The following is a 14,709-nucleotide window of genomic DNA, read 5'->3' on the forward strand; positions in this document are numbered from 1 at the left end:
CCCATGACGCTCGCGACCGAGGTCAAGAAGCTCACCGATTCCAAGCCGTTCTACGTCGTCGCCGGTGTCGGCGACTACGCCGTCGAGAAGCTGCGCGAGCTGCCCGAGCAGCTCCAGAAGCTCCAGTCGCGCCGCTCCGAGCTCACCCGCGAGCTGCCCGAGCGCACCCGCGCCTACGCCGACAAGGTCGAGGCCGTCGCCCGCGAGTTCCCCGACAAGGCCCGCGAGTACGCCGACCAGCTGACCAACCGCGCCACCGAGGTCTACGAGGACCTCGCCACGCGCGGCCGCAAGGTCGTCAGCCAGGCCAGCGGCACGGCCGCCCTTGAGCTGGAGGAGGTGTCGGAGGCCGCCGAGCCGCCCGTCGCCAAGCCCGTCGAGCCGAAGAAGCCGGCCGCCCGCCCTCGCACCGCCGCCACCAAGGCCGCCAAGGCCTGACCCGTCGACCCGGCTGATCCGCTGATCCGCTGATCCGCGCCGGTCGCGCACGGCCCGTCTCCGCACCGCGGAGGCGGGCCTTTCTGTTCTGGGGTGCCCGGCTGTCGGTCCCGGCTATTAGGCTGGGGAACGGTTTTTCATCACGGGCGTTGGGCGGAGCCGACACATGAGTCTGATCAACGGAGTCTTCAACCTCCTCTTCCTGGTGCTCGCCGCCGTCATCTTCGGCATGTCGGTCTACGCGCTCGTGCACGCGCTGCGGGTGCCGGCCAACGCGTTCCTCGCGGCGGGCAAGCTCCAGAAGCCGCTCTGGCTGCTCATCCTGGTGCTCGCCACGCTGTTCTCCGCCGCGAACGCCTACGAATACCTCATCACCTTCCTCTTCCTCGGCAGCAGCCAGTTCATGGGCATCGGGCTCGGGATCTTCTCGATCCTGGCCGTCATCGCCGCGGCCGTCTACATCGTGGACGTCAAGCCCGCCGTGAAGGGCATGGGCCGGGGCGGCAACAACGGCCCCTACGGGCCCTGGTGACCCACTCCGAGCGCGCCGGCCAGGAAGGCGAGGATCTCGTCCCTGGCCGCGAGCGTGGGATGTCCCTCTTCGTCCACGAGGTGGGCGGTGACCACGCTGTGCGGGGTGCCCACCACGTCGCGGAAGAACGGCGGCGGGTCCTCGCGGGCGACGCCGCCCGGTAGGACCCGGCCGTCGAAGGCGTCCCCCAGGAGCGCCCGATAGGCGGCGAAGCGCCGGCCGGTGCACCAGCGGTCGCCCTCGAAGCGGTAGCCGAGCACCTTGAGCCCGTCGCGCCTCACGCGCTCGCGCACCGCGAGCGCGTCGGCCTCGCTGAGCTCCAGCCCGGCGGGGTCGTCCAGCGGCAGTGACGGGTGGTTGACCACCGGCGCGACGACGGCCGGCTCCAGCGCCATGGTGAGGGCGAAGTTGCCGGTGAAGCACAGCCCGATCGCGCCGACGCCCGGACCTCCGCACTCGGCGTGGGCCTGCCGCGCGAGCCCGCGCAGCCATGCCGTGACCGGGCTGGTGCCGCCTCCGGCGAACGCCCGGAACTCCTCGCTCACGCACGCGCGGCGGACGACCTTCTCGCCGTCCTCCACGGTGGGATAGGCGCCGTCCCTGCCGAAGAGCGACGGAACATGGACGGTGAAGCCGGCGTCGCGGATCCACCGCGCCAGGCGGAGGACGTCAGGGCTGATGCCCGGCATCTCCGGCATCAGCACCACCGCGGGCCCGGATCCCGCGACGTACACCGTCTTCACCACCCCCTCCACGTCCACGCTGCGGCGGCGGAAATCGGTGATGGGATCGTCAAGGCTCATGAGGGCAGCCTGTACTGATCGGGCAGGCCGGGGCGATCGGCCGGATCGCCAGGTCCAGGGGTAATCTCGCCACAGGCGTGCCGAAGGGGACGAGCGTGAGCGAGCTGCGTGTGGGCGTCCTGGCTTATCCGGGGTGTTTCGCCTCCGAGGTGTTCGGCGTCCCCGATCTGCTCACGATGGCCACCCACCTGGGCGGTCCCGGCCTCGTGAGGTACGAGGTGGCGGTCATGTCGCCGCGGAGCCGGGTCGCCGCCTCGGGCGGCACGACGCTGGGAGTCCGCCCGGTACGCGAAGTGGACGTCCTCGTGGTGCCGGGATTCGAGCTCGGACCCGGCCTCGACGTCGCCGCGAAGCTGGCGCCCCTCGGCCCTGAGCTCGCCGTGATCCGCTCGCATGCGGCCGCGGGCAACGCCGTGGTCGCCATCTGCGCCGGCGCCTTCCTGGTCGCCGAGGCGGGGCTGCTCCACCGGCGCAGGGCCACGACGGCCTGGCTCCTCGCCGACGAGCTGGCCCGGCGCTGCCCGGACGCCGAGGTCCGGCCCGAGCACCTGGTCGTCACCGACGGAGGGGTGACGACGACGGCGGCCTTCAGCGCGATGTACGACTTCGCGCTGGCGTTGATCCGCGAGCACAGCGGCGCCCGCGTGGCGCGTACGACGGCGCGGGTGGCGCTCGTGGACGACGCCCGTTCGTCCCAGACCCCGTACGTCGACACCCGGCTCCTGCCGCAACCCGGGCACGAGTTCTCCCGCCGGGTCATGCGCCGGCTCGACCAGAACCTCGCCGAGCGGTACGACCTCGCCGCGCTGTCGAGGACGTTCGACGTCAGCACCCGCACGCTGCTGCGGCGCTTCGCCGGCGAGACCGGCCAGAGCCCGCTCGCCTATCTCCAGTCCTCGCGCGTCCGCCGCGCCCGCCATCTCCTGGAGACGACCGACCGCACGGTGGCCGGCATCGCCGCGGCCGTCGGCTACCGGGACCCCGGCACCTTCGCCGCCCTGTTCGCCAGGCACACGGGGCGACGTCCGCAGGACTACCGGGCGGCCTTCCGCCGCGCCACCGGCCGAGGATCTTCCGCGCCGGTCACCGAAAATCTGTCTTCGCCGCAGTAGACATTTGTGGCCGCTGGGGCTAGTGTTTCTCGTATCGCAAGGAACGGTTTGACCGGGCAGCGGAAGTATTGGCAACACGACGAACTGCCCGGAGCACGATGAACGGCAGAAGGTCGGACGTGAAGGGCCAGCGCAGTTGTCAGGGGCCCAGATCGTGGACGCGCTGCCGCAGGTGAAGTCGGACAGTGGTCCGGAAGTCAGAGATGAAGGGAGTGTTGAACGCCATCGGGATCGCCCGTTGCCGGCTGAGTCTCGCCGCTCGGGTACCGCAGTTCCACAGATAGGAAGGTGGTCTACGGTCACGCATCCGCGATCCCCGCAGCACCGCCGTTCAGCACGGCGAATGCGGAAAACAGTGAGCCGGCCGGACGGCCGGTAGATGGTGTTGAACTCTTCGGGGCCCCGGCGCTACAGGCGCCGGGGCCCCCTGTGCGCGTGAGGAAAGGAATGCATGGATCAACCTCGCTCGGCTGCCGACGGTGACACGCTCCCGCGAGGCAGGATCGCGGACACCGCCGGAGCCACGACTGGAGCCGGCGCCGAAGACCGGTTCGACGATGAGGACTACCCCGCCTACAGCATGGGCGCCGCCGCGGAGATGCTCGGGGTCAGCCCGGCTTTCCTGCGGGCTCTGGGCGCCGCGCGACTGATCGAGCCGAAACGCTCCGGCGGCGGGCACCGCCGCTACTCCCGCCGGCAGCTGCGGCTGGCCGCGCGCGCCCGCGAACTCGTCGATCAGGGCACACCCGTCGAAGCGGCCTGCCGGATCATCGTCCTCGAAGATCAGCTCGCCGAGGCGCTGCGCGTGAACGACGCGCGCGACCAGCCGGCCGGACAGTAGCACCCCGTGACGCAAAAAGACCCGGCGGCGTAAGCCGACCGGGTCTTGGTGTGGCGCTGTCGCGTCAGGCGGCCACGATGTTCTCGGCCTGCGGGCCCTTCTGGCCCTGGGTGATGTCGAAGGACACCTTCTGGCCCTCGTGCAGCTCGCGGTAGCCGCCCTGGGAGACGATGTTGGAGTAGTGGGCGAAGACGTCGGCGCCGCCGCCGTCCTGCTCGATGAAGCCGAAGCCCTTTTCCGAGTTGAACCACTTGACGGTGCCGGAAGCCATGATGATCTCCTCTTGGTCGGTGCAAAAGCCGAAATCCGCACGGTACGGATCTCGCGTCGCCAGATAGGCCCACACCCGGAGAAGACCGGCAAACAAAAAATGCACCTGACGCTACATACCGTCAGGCGCACACAAGTTCATTATGGGTACCACAACTGCAACTTCCGTCAGCCTAGCACACGGTCGACCGTGATGCGAACGGCGCAGCGATGCCAACCTTTCTCCGCGGCCACGGCGTTCAAGGGGCAGTGCCGACATGAGGAGAGACGTTGGATCGCGATGCCGCGTTCACGGCGTTCCTGGATGCCCACCAACGCCCGTTGCTGCGCCTGTGCTATCTGCTCACCGGGGAGGTCCATCTCGCGGAGGACCTCCTGCAGAGCGTGCTGGTCCGCATGCTCGGACGGTGGCCGAAGCTGCGTCATATCGACAATCTGGACGCCTACGCCCGTAAGGCGCTGGTGAACCAGTACATCTCGTGGCGACGGCGCCGCCGCTCGGGCGAGGTGCTGAGCGCCGAGCTGCCCGAGCGCGCCCATTCGAGCGAGGACTCCGCCGTCCTGCGGATCGTGCTGCGTCAGGCGCTCATGCGGCTGACGCCCAAGCAGCGCGCCGTGCTGGTGCTGCGCTTCTACGAGGACCGGACCGAACGCGAGGTGGCCGCCCTCATGGGCTGCTCGGTCGGCACGGTCAAGAGCCAGGCGCACCACGCGCTGGCCCGGCTGCGCGCGCTCGCGCCCGAGCTGGCGTCCCATCTGCCCGCACTGAACGACGACCCGGCCTGGAACGAGGGGGCACGCCGATGACCTGGCTCGGAGATGAGCTCGGCCGCATCGCCGACGAGATGCCGCAGCGCGACCTGGGCGCGGCGGTGTTGGAGCGCCATCAGCGCAGGAGGCGCACCCTGGTGGCGTTCGCCGCCGCCGCGACGGTCGTGGTCACCCTGCTCGCCGCCACGATCGGGACGCGGACGTTGCTCGCGGAACCGCGCCCCGCGGTCATCCCGCTGGAGCGGTCGAGCATCAGCGTCGGCGTGGTGCCGACAGTGGAGTCCGCGGTCCTGCACGTGGCCCAGAGAATGGGCTATTTCCGGGAGGAGGGGCTGAGCGTGCGGCCGGTGTTCCTGCAGTCGTCGGCGGTCGGGGTGCCCCTGCTCGACCTGAAGCGGCTGGATCTGGCCCAGCTCGACTACGCGACGCTTTTCATGGCGAACGCGTCCGGCAAGGATTTCAAGCTCGTGACGGCCTTCCATCAGTCCGCGCCGGGAACGCTGGCCCTCGTGGTGAACGTCACCTCGAAGGTGCGGACGGTCGCCGGCCTCAAGCGCAAGGAGATCGCCGTCCCCGGACTCCGCGGGCTCCCGACGCTGGCTCTGACCGCCGCGCTGAAGCGGGCCGGGCTGACGTCGGAGGACGTCATGCTCGTCGAGACCTCCTATCCCGAGATGCTCGGCGGGCTGGAGCGGGGACGGTACGCCGCCGCGCTGCTGGCCGAGCCCTTCATCACGGTCGGACGCGAGAGCGGGCAGGTGCGGGTCGTCGGGGACCTGACGAGCGGGGACCTCGCGAACGTGCAGACCTCGGGCATGGCGGCCACCGAGGACTGGATCCGGCACAACCCGCGCACGCTGGCGGCCTTCCAGCGCGCGCTGGGCAAGGCGCAACGCCTGGTCGCCGCAGACCCGGAGCAAGCCCGCGCGGCGCTGCCCACCTACACCAAGATCTCCGAGAAGGCGGTCGCGAACGTCACGCTCGGCTCCTATCCCAGCAAGCTGGATCTGACGCACCTGACGCGGATCGCCGTCCTGGCCCGTGCTCACGGCTGGCTCAAGCGTCTGCCGGAGCCGGGAGAGGCGGTCGCGACGACCGAGTGAGCGGCCTCAGCCCGGCTGGTCGATCTGCCGGGCCAGGCCGTCGAGCAGCGGCCGCAGCCCGAACTCGAAGAGCCGGTCGAGATCGAGGTCGAACTCCCCCAGCTCGCCCAGGAACGCGGCGAAGGCCGCGTATCCCGGCGACTCGCTGACCGCCCGCATGCGCTCCTCCTGCGCGCTCATCCACTCCTCGTCCGACAGGCCGGTGGCGGCGCGGGCCCGCCGCTCCTGCTCGAAGTTGGCGGCCAGGCCCTGCACGAAGCTGTAGAGCAGGATGTGCACGTTCATCTTGGCCGTCGCGTCGAGCCGGGTGCCGGCCAGGGCGCTCATCACCCACTCCGAGTGCTTCAGCAGGGCGGCGGAGGGCAGCGGGCGGTACAGCGAGGTGACCCCCGCCATCCAGGGGTGCGCCCGGTAGGCGGCCCACTGCAGCCGGGCGCTCGTCTCCAGCGCCTCGCGCCAGCCGGCGGGCCGCTCCCCGGGCAGCGGGTGGTCGTCGAGCACCGCGTCGACCATGAGCAGGACCAGCTCGTCCTTGCCGCTGACGTGGCGGTAGAGGGACATGGTGGCCATCCCCAGCCGGTCGGCGAGCGCGCGCATGGTCAGCTCGTCGAGCCCGTCGGCGTCGGCGAGCTCGACGGCGGCCCGCACGACGCGCTCGCGGGCGCCGCCCGGCTCGCGGGCCGCCTGTCCTGAGCCGCGGCGGCCAGTGGAACGGCCGGTCGAACGACCAGGCCCGCGGAGCTCGGCGACCACCGTGCCGACCCGCGGCTCGGCGACCACCACTCCCTCCTGGGCCAGCAGCGCGAGGGCCTTGGCGGCGGTGGCCAGGGCGACGTCCCAGTCGCGGGCGAGCTGGCGGGTGGAGGGCACGCGGTCGCCGGGGCGCAGCCTGCCGTCGGCGATGCGCCGCTTGATGTCGCCGGCGATGCGGGCGTAGGGCGGAGTGTCCATCTCATCCCCTGTTCTAGTACAGATCCTCTCATCATAGCCTTGTGGCCTGTTGTATGTACGCCGTACATTCAGTTCCGCGTACAACGTACAAACCAAGGAGCGGAACATGAAGGTGCTCATCTCGGGCGCGAGCGTCGGCGGTCCCGTCCTGGCCTACTGGCTGGGGCGGCACGGGATCGAGGCGGAGATCGTCGAGCGGGCCCCGGCCCCCCGCACCGGCGGGCAGGCCATCGACGTCCGGGGCGCGGCGCTCACGGTCGCCGACCGGATGGGCGTCCTGGAGCGGGCCAGGGCCCTGCGCACCCGGATGCGCGGCATGTCGATGGTGGACGGCTCCGGCACCGAGCTCATGCGCAGCACCGAGGGCACGCTGAGCGGCGGCGCGTTCGACAGCCCCGACGTCGAGATCATGCGCGACGACCTGACCGCGCTGGTCCTCGCCGCCGCCGACCCGGCCATCGTCTACGGCGACTCGATCGCCGCCCTCGACCAGGACGCGGACGGCGTGGACGTCACGTTCGACAGCGGCCGGCGCGAGCGCTACGACCACGTGGTCGGCGCGGACGGGCTGCACTCCAACGTGCGCCGCCTCGCCTTCGGCCCCGAGGAGCGCTACGTCCGCCACCTCGGCGCGTACGTCTCCATCTTCACCGCCCCCAACTTCCTCGGCCTCGACCACTGGCAGACCTGGTTCCGCGAGGGCCAGGTGGGCGGCGTCGTCTACAGCGACCGCGACGCCACCACGATGCGGGTCAACCTGGGCTTCGAGGACGGCCCGATCGCCTACGACCACCGCGACCTCGACGCCCAGAAGCGGCTCGTCCACGAGCGCTGCGCCGGCCTCGGCTGGGAGGTGCCCCGGCTGCTCGACGCGATGGGGAAGGCGGACGACTTCTACTTCGACGCGATGGCGCAGGTCGTGATGGACCGCTGGTCGGCCGGGCGGGTGACGCTGGTGGGCGACGCCGGCTACTGCGCCTCGCCGCTGTCCGGGCAGGGCACCAGCCTCGCGATGGTGGGGGCGTACGTGCTGGCGCAGGAGCTCGGCGCGGCCCCGGACGGCGCCTTCGACCGTTACGAGCGGCGGATGCGCCCGTTCGTGGCCGCCAACCAGGCGCTCGCCACCGAGAATCCCGGCCAGGGCGCGACCCCGGAGAGCATCGAACGGGCGGCGAACGCCATCACGCTCGATTGACGGGACAAACCGCTACGATTTGCCGCCATGACCGGTTTCAGACTCACGCTGGCCGCGCTGGGGGCCACCGCTCTGACGCTGACCGCCGCTCCCGCCGCCCTCGCCGGGACGGCCGGGATCACGGACGACGTCACGATGACCCTCGGCAAGGACGGCACCCTGCACGTGGTCGAGAAGATCAGCGGCGGGTCGAGCGGTCTGAAGCGCACCTTCGTCACCCGCACCCGGTACGACGACGGCAACGACCGCCTCTACCAGATCTCGAACGTCAAGGGCGGCACCTTCGACGGCGACGTGCTCACCGTGACGAGCGGCACCGTCGAGTACGACGTCAAGGGCGCGGTGATGTCGTCGGGCGGCGTCGAGGAGCTGCGCTGGTTCGCGGTGAGCGGCTGGAACCAGCAGGTCGCCAAGGCCACCGTCAAGGTGCAGGGCCCCGGCCAGGTGCAGAACCTGTCCTGCTTCGCCGGCGAGCTCAGCTCCGCCGTCGGCTGCACCGCCGCCTCCATGGACCACACCGGCACGCAGGCCGACTTCGAGCAGGAGAACCTGGCGACCGGCGAGGCCCTGACCGTCGTCATCGGCTATCCGGCGGGCTCCAGCAAGGGCACGCCGATCCTGGAGCGGCGCTTCTCGCTGGCCTCGGCGTTCACGCTGAACACCGTCACCGGCGGCGCCCTGGCCGGCCTGCTGGTGCTGCTGCTCGGCGGCGTGGGCCTGCTCTACTGGACGCGGGGCCGCGACGCCCGCGTGGCGGGCGGCGACCAGGGGGCGGTCAACCCCGTACAGAACGGGCACTTCTCCCCGCCGGACGGGGTCCGGCCCGGCCAGATCGGCACGCTCGTGGACGAGCAGGCCGACGTCGTGGACGTCACCGCCACCATCGTGGACCTCGCCGTCCGCGGCTACCTGCGCATCGACGAGCAGCCCCGCCAGACCTACGACGCGCCCGACTGGCTGCTCGTACGCCTCCCCACCGCGCCGGTCGACGCCCTGCTGCCCTACGAGAAGGCGCTCCACGACGCCATCTTCGACGGCCGGGACGCGGTGCTGCTGTCGCAACTGTCGGGGACGTTCGCCGCGCACCTGGGCAAGGTGCGTGACGCGCTCTACGCCGACGTGGTCAAGCAGGGCTGGTTCGCCCGGCGGCCCGACACCGAGCGCACCCGCTGGACGACGGTGGGCGTCGTCCTCATCGTGGCCGGCGTGCTCGCCACGGCGGGGCTCGCCTGGTTCACCACGTACGGTCTGCTCGGCCTCGCCGTCATCATCGCGGGGGCCGCGCTCGCCGTCGGCGGACAGTACATGCCGGCCAAGACCGCCAAGGGCTCGGCGGCGCTGGCCCACACCCTGGGCTTCCGCGAGTATCTGTTCTCCGGGGAGCTGGGCCACGTGCCCGAGCAGCACCGGGTGGAGCTGTTCTCGCGCTACCTGCCGTACGCGGTGATCTTCGACGGCGTGGAGCACTGGTCGCGGGTGGTGGCCTCCGTCACCGGCAACGGCCACCAGGCCGACAACCTCTACTGGTATCACGGGCCCGCGGAGTGGGACCTGTCGAAGTTCGCCGGCTCGATGCGTACGTTCTGCACGACGACCTCGGGCGCCATCTCCGCCACCCGCCAGTTCCGCAGCCTGTGAACGGCTAGCGGATCCGTATCTCGCCGACCGGCCGTCCCCCGCCGAGCACCTGCGGGGCGGCCAGCTCGGCCAGCTCAGGGGCGTCGAGGCCGAGCGAGCGCAGCGCCGCCACCGTGACCGGCCCGCGGGCCCGCGCCGAGCCGTCCTCGATCTTGACGGCGCCCGCCCTGCCGTCCTCGAAGGCGAACGCGTCGAACCCCTCGGCGCCCGCCTTCAGCATCAGGCCGGGCAGCGCGCGCATGAGCTTCGCCTCGGGCCGGTCGGTGCCGGACGTCCACTCGGGGTGGGCGCGCATCGCGTCGAAGATCCTGCGTTCGTACGAGTCCTCCGACGACCTCGGGAACGCCCGGAACGCCTTGGTCACCCCCAGCATCGACACGAAGAACAGCGGCGCCCCGCAGCCGTCCACGCCCGAGGCCGCCACCCGCTCGCCGGTGAGCTCCTCGACGGTCTGCCTGATCGCCCGCTGCAGCGGATGAGACGGCTCCAGGTAGGTGGTCAGCGGCCAGTCGTTGACCACGCAGGTGGCCAGCATGGCGGCGTGCTTGCCGGAGCAGTTCATGTAGATCCGGCCGTACTCGGTCGAGCGCCGGTCGGACGGGTGGTCCTCGGGGCACTGCAGCGCCGACTCCTCCAGCCCGGCGCCCGCGAGGATCTTGCGTACCCCCTCCACGTGGAACGGCTCGCCCGAGTGCGAGGCGCAGGCCAGCGCCAGCAGCTCGCCCTCCAGCGCCAGCCCGCTGCGCAGCATGCCGAGCGCCTGGAGCGGCTTCATCGACGAGCGCGGCGAGGCGGGCACGTGCACCGCGCCCCGCGTCTCGACCAGGCGGCCTTCGGCGTCCACGGTCAGCATGCGGGCCTGATGCGTGGACTCCACGAACCCGGATCGCACGACTTCCACGAGCAACGACATATCCGAACCCCTTTCGGGACGAGTCTACGGAGGGTCTTTCCTGGTCCAGAATGAGATGTCATGCGAGCAGTGGTGCAGCGAGTGAGTTCAGCGTCCGTGGAGGTCGAGGGCCGCACGGTCGGCGAGATCGCCGAGCCCGGCCTGCTCGTCCTGGTCGGGGTCACCCACACCGACACGAGGGCCGAGGCGGCCAAGCTCGCCGCCAAGCTGTGGGGCCTGCGGATCCTGCACGGCGAGAAGTCGTGCTCCGACGTCGCCGCCCCGCTCCTGGTGATCAGCCAGTTCACCCTCTACGGCGACGCGCGCAAGGGCCGGCGGCCCACCTGGCAGGCCGCCGCCCCGGGGCCCGTCGCCGAGCCCCTGGTGGACGCCGTCGTCGAGGAGCTGCGCGCGCTCGGCGCCCGCGTGGAGACGGGCGTGTTCGGCGCGGACATGAAGGTCTCGCTCGTCAACGACGGCCCGATCACCCTCGTCCTGGAGTTCTGAGCCCCGGCTTACCTGATCCGGCGGCGCAGCGACGGGTCGATGGAGACGTTGCGCCCCGCGTCCGGCGGCACCACGACCTCCTGGCTGGCCGCGACGCCGCCCGCCAGCAGCGGCGCGTCGACCGGCACCGTGCGCTTGACCACGGCCAGCGCGATCGGGCCCAGCTCGTGGTGACGGGCCGCCGAGCCGACCACGCCGACCTCCTGGCTCTCGAAGATCACCGGGTCGCCGTGCACGGGCAGCGTGTCCACGCTGCCGTCGAGGTGCAGGAACACCAGGCGGCGCGGCGGGTGCCCGAGGTTGTGCACCCGCGCCACGGTCTCCTGGCCGCGGTAGCAGCCCTTGGTCAGGTGGACGGCCGCGCCGATCCAGCCCACCTCGTGCGGGATCGTCTTGTGGTCGGTCTCGAAGCCCAGCCGCGGCCGGTGCGCCTCGATGCGCAGCGCCTCGTACGCCCACAGCCCCGCCAGCGGCCTGCCCAGGTGCTCGGGCAGCTCGGCGCGCGGCACCAGGACGTCGGCGTCGGCCGTGGAGAGCACGGCGAGGTCGTCGGCCCGCGACACCTCGACCCGCAGCATGAACCGCATGCGGTCGAGATAGTCGATCAGGCTCTGCGCGGTGCCCGGCTCGACGTGGGCCAGCACGCTCTCGCCGTCGTCGACCAGGGTCAGGTGGTGCAGCACGCGGCCCTGCAGGTCGAGGTCGAGCGTCTGCGTCCACTCGCCCGGTTTGAGCGTGTCGAGCTTCTGCGAGGTCAGGTCGTTGAGCCATTTCAGCCGGTCGGCGCCGGAGATCCGGACCACCTCGCGGTTGCTGCGATCGACGACCGCCTCGCCCTTGGCCAGCGCGCGCTGCTCGGCGAACAGGTCGCCGTAGTGGGCGGCTACGTCGGAGTCCGGGGCGTCAGCGGCGACCGCGCCGGGAAGGTCGAGCAGAGGGCTACGCATGCCCTCCAGGCTATCGGCAGTCGCGGCAACGTCCGAAGACGGTCAGGTGGTGGACGTCGGCGACGAACCCCATCTCGTCGTCCAGCGCCTTCACCATCCCCTCGGCCAGCTCCGGCCGCACCTCGAACACCTGGTCACAGCCCCGGCACACCAGGTGGACGTGGTCGGCCTCGGCCGCCAGGTGGTAGGTCGGCGCGCCGTGCCCGAGATGCGTGTGGGTGACCAGCCCCAGCTCCTCCAGCAGCTCCAGCGTGCGGTAGACGGTCGAGATGTTGACCCCGCGCGCCGTCTCGCGCACCTTGACGCAGATCTCCTCGGGTGTGGCGTGCTCCAGATCCTTGACCGCTTCGAGGACGAGCTGGCGCTGCGGCGTGACCCGGTAGCCCTTCGCGCGGAGTTCCTCGTGCCACTGCGTGTCGGTCATGCTCCCGAGTCTACGGCCCAGTGATATTCATTTGCCTCCCACGCGAACGAGCACATAACTTCATGAGTACGCGGAAAGGAGGTGGTCCGAATAATGGTGAGTCATAGTCGGGCTAGCGAGGTGGTTGTCCGCTGACGTCGCGGACGCCTGTCTCGGTCTCGTGACGTGACGCGAATACGAGGCAACCACCGGGGCCCCTGACAGCCGGAGGGCGGGAGCGAACGCATCCCGTCCGTGGTCCATCCGGCCCGTCCGCACGAGCGGGCGGAGTGTTGTCCGGGGCCCTTCTTCATTTCCCGGCACCCCCGATGAGTTCCGCGCCCGGTTCCGGTCCACAGATGTGTACCCGCACATCCGTGGAGAGAGGGACCATGAGCGCCAACCCTTTGCCGCCCGTCGTCGACGCCGCGACCTGGCGGCGTGAGCTCGACGCGCTGCGCGCCCGCGAGAAGGCCGCCACCCGCGAGCTCGACGCCATCGCCGCTCAGCGCCGCCGCCTGCCCATGGTGCGGCTGTCCGACTACGTCCTCGACGGCGAGCACGGCCCCGTCCGGCTGGCGGACGTCTTCGAGGGCGCGCGGCAGCTGATCGTCTACCACCACATGTGGTTCCCGGGCAAGGAGTGGCAGTGCCCGGGCTGCACGGGCTTCACCGCGCAGTTCACCCGCCTGGAGTTCCTCCACGACTACGACGCCAGGTTCGTCGTCGTCACCCAGGGCCCGATCGACGAGGCGCTCGCCTACAAGCGGCGCGTCGGCAACGCCATGACGTGGTACTCCACCGCGAACAGCCCGTTCGGGGCCGACGTCGGCGCCCCGCCCGGCGGCGGCTTCGCCGTCAACGTGTTCCTGCGCGACGGCGACGACACCGTCTACCGCACCTGGCACACCGACGGACGCGGCACCGAGCAGCTCACCCACACCTTCGCGCTGATCGACCTGCTGCCGTACGGGCGGCAGGAGGAGTGGCAGGACTCCCCGGAGGGCTGGCCGCAGCGACCGACCTACAGCGGCTGGGCGTCCTCGCAGGACCTCGCCGCGCGCTACGGCCCCAGCTAACCGGTCGGCCCGCCGGTCAGTGCTCGCCGGTCAGTGCTCGCCGGTCAGTGCTCGCCGCGCGGCGTGACGCCGAGGTCGGCGCAGGCGCGCCGGTAGAGGGTCACGACGGCCTTGCGCACCTGCGCCCGCTCGGTCAGCGTCTCGCCCCACGGCACGCGTACGCGCTCGCCCCCGTCGATCGTGAACTCGATCGCCTCGGCGTCCACGTCGCTGGTCACCGCCGTGGTGGCGGACGGCCGGCTGGCGAGGGCCCGGACGATGAGCAGCGAGTCGCAGGCGTGGTCGTCGTTCATGTGGCGCTTGATCGCCTCGACCGCGTCGGGGGTGAACGGCGTGCTCACGCGACCTTCTTCAGCTCGGCCGACATGTGGTCCGACAGCGGCTGCCCCATCGCGGCCATCTCGTAGGCCCACATGAGGTTGCCGTTGACCAGCCCGTAGAGGCGGTAGCCCGCGGTGTATTCCTTCGCGCTCGCGGTGCGGGCCACCACGTCGGTGCGCAGCTCGATCTTGTGGAAGACGACCTCGCCGATGTAGATCTCGACGATGCCGGTCGGGTGCGAGAGCACCACTTCGAGCTGCCGGTCGGGCAGGGCCCGCCAGTAGCCGGACTCGGTGGCCAGCGGCCGGACCCGGTTGCCGTCCTCGTCGAGCAGCCAGGTGCGGCTGACGTAGGTCAGGAACGGCTTGCCGTTGTGGCCGAACTCGATCTCCTGCCCGAAGTTGAAGCTCTCGATCGTCGGGTAGCCGCCGACGCCCGCGCCCTCCCACCGGCCGAGCAGGAACGCGATCGGCTCCAGGGCGGGGTGCACCTCAGGTTCTTCCATGGTCCCCAAGCCTAGTGGCCGGGGCTAGGGTGGCGGGCATGGCACGATCTCTGGTGATCAAGGTTACCGCCGGGGCCGACGCCCCCGAGCGCTGCAACCAGGCGTTCAACGTCGCGGCCGCCGCGCTGGCGAGCGGTGTCCCCGTCTCCCTGTGGCTGACCGGCGAGTCGTCGTGGTTCGCGCTGCCGGGGCGGGCCGCGGAGTTCGAGCTCCCGCACGCCGCGCCGCTCGCCGACCTGCTCGCGGCCGTGCTCGCCGCGGGCCGGGTGACGCTCTGCACGCAGTGCGCCGCCCGCCGCGGGATCACCGTGGACGACGTCATCGACGGCGTACGCATCGCCGGCGCGCCGACGTTCGTCGAGGAGGCGACCGCGGAGGGCGTGCAGGCGCTCGTCTACTGA

19 protein-coding genes are annotated in these 14,709 nt (G+C 71.2%); 11 read left to right on the top strand and 8 right to left on the bottom strand.

What is annotated here, in order from left to right; genetic code table 11:
* The first annotated feature begins 3 nt into the window (after positions 1 to 3).
* Together ABD292_RS42650 and ABD292_RS42655 are read left to right on the top strand one after the other, a co-directional pair.
* On the top strand, positions 4 to 438 hold the full coding sequence (locus tag ABD292_RS42650; RefSeq protein ID WP_344217956.1) for a hypothetical protein: 435 nt from the start codon (positions 4 to 6) through the stop codon (positions 436 to 438).
* A 166-nt stretch (positions 439 to 604) separates the two neighbouring features.
* The gene (locus ABD292_RS42655) at positions 605 to 970 is read left to right on the top strand and encodes a DUF2516 family protein (protein WP_020544674.1); all 366 of its coding nucleotides are present in this window, start codon (positions 605 to 607) and stop codon (positions 968 to 970) included.
* Here ABD292_RS42655 and ABD292_RS42660 read toward each other — a convergent pair.
* Entirely contained in the window at positions 955 to 1,773 is an 819-nt protein-coding gene (locus tag ABD292_RS42660; protein WP_344217958.1) for a dienelactone hydrolase family protein, read from the bottom strand. The genes ABD292_RS42655 and ABD292_RS42660 overlap by 16 nt on opposite strands.
* Positions 1,774 to 1,868: 95 nt before the next feature.
* On the opposite strand from ABD292_RS42660, the gene ABD292_RS42665 reads away from it, so the two are divergent.
* Positions 1,869 to 2,885, top strand: coding sequence for a GlxA family transcriptional regulator (locus ABD292_RS42665; protein WP_344217960.1), 1,017 nt, complete (start codon positions 1,869 to 1,871; stop codon positions 2,883 to 2,885).
* Between the two features lie 580 nt (positions 2,886 to 3,465).
* Positions 3,466 to 3,726 (top strand): helix-turn-helix domain-containing protein, encoded by a 261-nt coding sequence (locus tag ABD292_RS42670; protein ID WP_344218094.1) that lies wholly within the window; start codon positions 3,466 to 3,468, stop codon positions 3,724 to 3,726.
* Between the two features lie 64 nt (positions 3,727 to 3,790).
* Here the strand turns inward: ABD292_RS42670 and ABD292_RS42675 are convergent, their stop codons facing one another.
* On the bottom strand, positions 3,791 to 3,997 hold the full coding sequence (locus tag ABD292_RS42675; protein WP_344217962.1) for a cold-shock protein: 207 nt from the start codon (positions 3,995 to 3,997) through the stop codon (positions 3,791 to 3,793).
* A 269-nt stretch (positions 3,998 to 4,266) separates the two neighbouring features.
* On the opposite strand from ABD292_RS42675, the gene ABD292_RS42680 reads away from it, so the two are divergent.
* Both ABD292_RS42680 and ABD292_RS42685 read left to right on the top strand, forming a co-directional pair.
* Positions 4,267 to 4,803 carry a SigE family RNA polymerase sigma factor gene (locus tag ABD292_RS42680; RefSeq protein WP_344217964.1) on the top strand — a complete coding sequence of 179 codons (537 nt, stop codon included), beginning with the start codon at positions 4,267 to 4,269 and terminating at the stop codon, positions 4,801 to 4,803.
* Positions 4,800 to 5,870, top strand: a complete 1,071-nt coding sequence (locus ABD292_RS42685) for an ABC transporter substrate-binding protein (RefSeq protein ID WP_344217966.1) — start codon at positions 4,800 to 4,802, stop codon at positions 5,868 to 5,870. Before ABD292_RS42680 ends, ABD292_RS42685 begins: the two co-directional genes overlap by 4 nt.
* 6 nt (positions 5,871 to 5,876) lie before the next feature.
* Here ABD292_RS42685 and ABD292_RS42690 read toward each other — a convergent pair whose 3' ends face one another.
* Positions 5,877 to 6,821, bottom strand: a complete 945-nt coding sequence (locus ABD292_RS42690) for a TetR/AcrR family transcriptional regulator (RefSeq protein ID WP_344217968.1) — start codon at positions 6,819 to 6,821, stop codon at positions 5,877 to 5,879.
* A gap of 106 nt (positions 6,822 to 6,927) precedes the next feature.
* Between ABD292_RS42690 and ABD292_RS42695 the strand changes: the two genes are divergently transcribed.
* Positions 6,928 to 8,016: an FAD-dependent monooxygenase gene (locus tag ABD292_RS42695; RefSeq protein WP_344217970.1), complete on the top strand. Its 1,089-nt coding sequence runs from the start codon at positions 6,928 to 6,930 to the stop codon at positions 8,014 to 8,016.
* A gap of 27 nt (positions 8,017 to 8,043) precedes the next feature.
* Complete coding sequence (locus ABD292_RS42700) at positions 8,044 to 9,654, top strand: DUF2207 domain-containing protein (RefSeq protein WP_344217972.1); 1,611 nt, start codon at positions 8,044 to 8,046, stop codon at positions 9,652 to 9,654.
* 4 nt (positions 9,655 to 9,658) lie between these two features.
* On the opposite strand, the gene ABD292_RS42705 is transcribed toward ABD292_RS42700, so the two are convergent.
* Positions 9,659 to 10,555: an asparaginase gene (locus tag ABD292_RS42705; protein WP_344217974.1), complete on the bottom strand. Its 897-nt coding sequence runs from the start codon at positions 10,553 to 10,555 to the stop codon at positions 9,659 to 9,661.
* A 72-nt stretch (positions 10,556 to 10,627) separates the two neighbouring features.
* On the opposite strand from ABD292_RS42705, the gene dtd reads away from it, so the two are divergent.
* Complete coding sequence (gene dtd / locus ABD292_RS42710; RefSeq protein WP_344217976.1) at positions 10,628 to 11,053, top strand: D-aminoacyl-tRNA deacylase; 426 nt, start codon at positions 10,628 to 10,630, stop codon at positions 11,051 to 11,053.
* Between the two features lie 8 nt (positions 11,054 to 11,061).
* On the opposite strand, the gene ygfZ is transcribed toward dtd, so the two are convergent.
* Complete coding sequence (ygfZ, locus tag ABD292_RS42715; RefSeq protein ID WP_329585872.1) at positions 11,062 to 12,000, bottom strand: CAF17-like 4Fe-4S cluster assembly/insertion protein YgfZ; 939 nt, start codon at positions 11,998 to 12,000, stop codon at positions 11,062 to 11,064.
* A 10-nt stretch (positions 12,001 to 12,010) separates the two neighbouring features.
* Complete coding sequence (locus ABD292_RS42720; protein ID WP_344217979.1) at positions 12,011 to 12,424, bottom strand: Fur family transcriptional regulator; 414 nt, start codon at positions 12,422 to 12,424, stop codon at positions 12,011 to 12,013.
* 371 nt (positions 12,425 to 12,795) lie between these two features.
* On the opposite strand from ABD292_RS42720, the gene ABD292_RS42725 reads away from it, so the two are divergent.
* Positions 12,796 to 13,482, top strand: a complete 687-nt coding sequence (locus ABD292_RS42725; protein WP_344217981.1) for a DUF899 domain-containing protein — start codon at positions 12,796 to 12,798, stop codon at positions 13,480 to 13,482.
* A gap of 44 nt (positions 13,483 to 13,526) precedes the next feature.
* On the opposite strand, the gene ABD292_RS42730 is transcribed toward ABD292_RS42725, so the two are convergent.
* Both ABD292_RS42730 and ABD292_RS42735 read right to left on the bottom strand, forming a co-directional pair.
* The gene (locus ABD292_RS42730; protein WP_344217983.1) at positions 13,527 to 13,823 is read right to left on the bottom strand and encodes a DUF2470 domain-containing protein; all 297 of its coding nucleotides are present in this window, start codon (positions 13,821 to 13,823) and stop codon (positions 13,527 to 13,529) included.
* Complete coding sequence (locus ABD292_RS42735; RefSeq protein WP_344217985.1) at positions 13,820 to 14,308, bottom strand: heme-binding beta-barrel domain-containing protein; 489 nt, start codon at positions 14,306 to 14,308, stop codon at positions 13,820 to 13,822. The genes ABD292_RS42730 and ABD292_RS42735 overlap by 4 nt, the downstream gene beginning before the upstream one ends.
* Positions 14,309 to 14,346: 38 nt before the next feature.
* Between ABD292_RS42735 and ABD292_RS42740 the strand changes: the two genes are divergently transcribed.
* On the top strand, positions 14,347 to 14,709 hold the full coding sequence (locus tag ABD292_RS42740; protein WP_344217987.1) for a DsrE family protein: 363 nt from the start codon (positions 14,347 to 14,349) through the stop codon (positions 14,707 to 14,709).

Source organism: Nonomuraea bangladeshensis, assembly GCF_039529455.1.
GTDB lineage: Bacteria > Actinomycetota > Actinomycetes > Streptosporangiales > Streptosporangiaceae > Nonomuraea > Nonomuraea bangladeshensis.